We start from the raw sequence: 3,537 nt of genomic DNA, 5'->3' as shown, positions 1-3,537 counted from the left end.
CGTGGAGGATGCGGCCGGTGAACTTGACCCCGGCGATCTCCTTGACCTCCGGCCCGGAACCGCCGCCGGTGCCGGCGGTCGCCAGCTTGCGCCGCAGGTCGGAAACCTCGCGCTCCAGCCGCCGCCGCTCCTCGACCAGCGCGGCCAGGCGGGCCGGCAGCTCCTCCGGCGTCACCTTCAGCGCGCCGGCGGCATCGGCCAGGAGAGCGTCGCGATGGGCGGCATAGGCCACAGCCCCCTCGCCGGTCACCGCCTCGATGCGGCGGATGCCGGCGGCCACGGCCCCTTCCGAGACCAGGCGGAAGGCGCCGATATCGCCGGTGCGGCTGACATGGGTGCCGCCGCACAGCTCCTGCGAATAGACCCGGTTGCCGTCCTGGCCCATGCCGACGACGCGCACCGTGTCGCCGTATTTCTCGCCGAACAGCGCCATGGCGCCGGCGGCGATCGCGTCCTCCGGCGTCATCAGCCGGGTGGTGACCTCGGAATTCTCGCGGATCCGGGCGTTGACCTCGGCCTCGACCACGGCGATGTCCTCGGGGGTCAGCGGCCGCGGCTGGCTGATGTCGAAGCGCAGCCGCTCCGGCGCCACCAGCGACCCCTTCTGGGTGACATGCTCGCCCAGCCGGCGGCGCAGCGCCTCATGCAGCAGATGGGTGGCGGAGTGGTTGGCGCGCAGGGCGCTGCGGCGGGCATGGTCGACCTTGAGCTCGACCGCGTCGCCGACCTTCAGCGTGCCGCCCGCGACCGTGCCGATATGGGCCCACAGCACGCCGGCTTGCTTCTGGGTGTCGCGCACCGCCACGGTGACGCCGCCCGGCGCGGTGCCCCCAGCAAGCGTAATCGTGCCGGCATCGCCCATCTGGCCGCCGCTCTCGCCATAGAACGGGGTCTGGTTGACCACGACCAAGACCTCGGCGCCCGGCCCGGCCTGGTCGACGACCTGGCCGTCGACCACCAGCGCGGTGACGACACCCTCGGCCGCCTCGGTGTCATAGCCAAGGAATTCAGTGGGTTCGAGCTTTTCCTTCAACTCGAACCACAGCGCGCCGGTGGCGGCCTCGCCGGAGCCGGCCCAGTTCTTCCGGGCCTCGGCGCGCTGCCGCTCCATCGCCGTCTCGAAGCCGGCGGTGTCGACCGCGCGGCCCTGGCCGCGCAGCACGTCCTGGGTCAGGTCGAGCGGGAAACCGTAGGTGTCGTACAGCTTGAAGGCCACGTCGCCCGGCAGGGCCTGGCCGGAGCCAAGGCGGCCGGTCTCGTCCTCCAGGAGGCGCAGGCCGCGGTCGAGGGTCTGCTTGAAGCGGGTCTCCTCCAGCTTCAGCGTCTCGGTGATCAGCGCCTCGGCCCGCACCAGCTCGGGATAGGCGGCGCCCATCTGGCGCACCAGCGCCGGCACCAGCCGGTACATCACCGGGTCGCGCGCGCCGATCAGATGGGCGTGGCGCATGGCGCGGCGCATGATCCGGCGCAGCACGTAGCCGCGGCCTTCGTTGGACGGCATGACGCCGTCGGCCATCAGGAAGGAGGTGGCGCGCAGATGGTCGGCGATCACCCGGTGGCTGACCTTGTGCGGGCCGTCCGGGTCGCTGTTGGTGGCATCGGCCGAGGCCTCGATCAAGGCCCGCATCAGGTCGATGTCGTAATTGTCGTGCTTGCCCTGCAGCACGGCGGCGATGCGCTCCAGCCCCATGCCGGTGTCGATCGACGGCCGCGGCAGGTCGACCCGCGTCTCCTTGGTGACCTGCTCGTACTGCATGAAGACGAGGTTCCAGATCTCGATGAACCGGTCGCCATCCTCGTCCGGGCTGCCCGGGGGGCCGCCGGCGATGCCGGGACCGTGGTCGAAGAAGATCTCCGAGCACGGGCCGCAGGGGCCGGTGTCGCCCATCGCCCAGAAATTGTCCGAGGTCGGGATGCGGATGATCCGCTCCTCCGGCAGGCCGGCGATGCGGCGCCACAGCCCGGCCGCCTCGTCATCGGTGTGGTACACCGTGACCAGCAGCTTGTCCTTGGGCAGGCCGTACTCCTTGGTGATCAGGCCCCAGGCCAGATCGATCGCCCGCTCCTTGAAATAGTCGCCGAAGGAAAAATTCCCCAGCATCTCGAAGAAGGTGTGGTGCCGGGCGGTGTAGCCAACATTCTCGAGATCGTTGTGCTTGCCGCCGGCGCGGACGCATTTCTGCGAGGTGGTGGCGCGCTGGTAGGGCCGCGTCTCCATGCCGGTGAAGACGTTCTTGAACTGCACCATGCCGGCATTGGTGAACAGCAGCGTCGGGTCGTTCCGCGGCACCAGCGGGCTGGAGGCCACAACCTCATGGCCGTTCTCGCCGAAAAAATCGAGGAAGGTCGAGCGGATGTCGTTGACGGTCTGCATCGGGGAGGTCGGCCTGGGCGTCTGATGGTGCGGCCCCGGAGAACCCGACGGCCGAGCCGACGCTTGTAGCGCGCCGGGGCGACCGCTGTCCAGGAACGGGACTCGGATCAAGGGCTACCGCCGCAACGCGGCCGGTCCGGATCTGCCCGGACCGGATCTTTCGTCCTGATGTCGACAGGATCCTGCGTGGTATATAGCGGAATATTTCATATTTATGACATCCGCGGATCCCATGCCCAACGATCAGAATTATTCCCTGACCGAGACCGAGATCCTGGCCCTCGAACTGCATCGCCAGCTCTACGGGCACTGCCCCTATGCCGGCGACATCGAGGTGCTGGTCGAGGAGCTCGAGCGCCGGGAGCGCCGGTCGGCGGCGGTCAACGGCATCCTGGAGGAAGGCCGCCGCTTCCTCGCGGCGCAGCGGCGATAGGGCGGCGGGCAGCCCTCTCTCCGACGGCGTACACATCGAATAGCGGTAGCGAATGCCGGATCTACGAACAGATTGCCTCTCCCGCTTGCGAGACCTTTTCAGAACTCCCCACACCGTCATTGCGAGCGCAGCGAAGCAATCCATGCCGCCGCTGTTGCGGGACGATGGATTGCTTCGTCGGCTTCGCCTCCTCGCAATGACGATGAGGGACGGACGTCGCGAAAAGGTTTCGTTTGCGGGATGGGGTGGCTCCAGCCTATCCGCCCGCCCCCTTCCTCACCCGGTGTCGGGAAGGTCGGGCGTCGCGAAGCAGTTATAGGGATCGATGCCGAGGGACCGGCAGAGCCGTCGGGCGACAGTCTGGGTGGTCTCGGTGTCGAGCCATTCGGTGACGTCGGCCTCCCGCAGCCGGACCGCCAGCCCGGCCAGGATTCCCGGGATCCGCGCCGGGTCGCGCAGATCGGCGAAGCTGCGCTCGACCGCCGCGGCGGCCGCGTCCCGGCGCCGGGCCCGTTCGGCCTTGACCCTGGCCTCGTCGCCGGCGGGCCGGGCCGGTTGCGGCGTGGCCGGCCAGGCGGCCGCCCAGCGGCTCCATTCCTCGGCCAGGCCCAGGCCGCAGGCCAGCCCGGCCATCACCGAGCCCGCCGGCCGGTCCTCGACCCGGACCGTCTCGTTCCAGCAGCAATGTACCGACCGGCAGCGCCTTGTTCTTCAGCAGGGAGATAGTGCT

3 protein-coding genes are annotated in these 3,537 nt (G+C 69.4%); 1 reads left to right on the top strand and 2 read right to left on the bottom strand.

Annotated elements, in window-relative coordinates:
• The coding region (gene alaS / locus ABDW35_RS34050) for an alanine--tRNA ligase (RefSeq protein ID WP_343718282.1) at window positions 1-2,374 on the bottom strand (2,374 nt) is incomplete at its 3' end.
• 232 nt (window positions 2,375-2,606) lie between these two features.
• On the opposite strand from alaS, the gene ABDW35_RS34045 reads away from it, so the two are divergent.
• On the top strand, window positions 2,607-2,807 hold the full coding sequence (locus tag ABDW35_RS34045) for a hypothetical protein (protein ID WP_343718281.1): 201 nt from the start codon (window positions 2,607-2,609) through the stop codon (window positions 2,805-2,807).
• A gap of 276 nt (window positions 2,808-3,083) precedes the next feature.
• On the opposite strand, the gene ABDW35_RS34040 is transcribed toward ABDW35_RS34045, so the two are convergent.
• Window positions 3,084-3,440 (bottom strand): hypothetical protein, encoded by a 357-nt coding sequence (locus tag ABDW35_RS34040; RefSeq protein ID WP_343718280.1) that lies wholly within the window; start codon window positions 3,438-3,440, stop codon window positions 3,084-3,086.
• Between the last annotated feature and the right edge of the window lie 97 nt (window positions 3,441-3,537).

Source organism: Inquilinus sp., assembly GCF_039594555.1.
Lineage (GTDB): Bacteria > Pseudomonadota > Alphaproteobacteria > DSM-16000 > Inquilinaceae > Inquilinus.
Note: the sequence above shows the minus strand (reverse complement) of the source record. Positions and strands in the feature narration are given on the sequence as shown.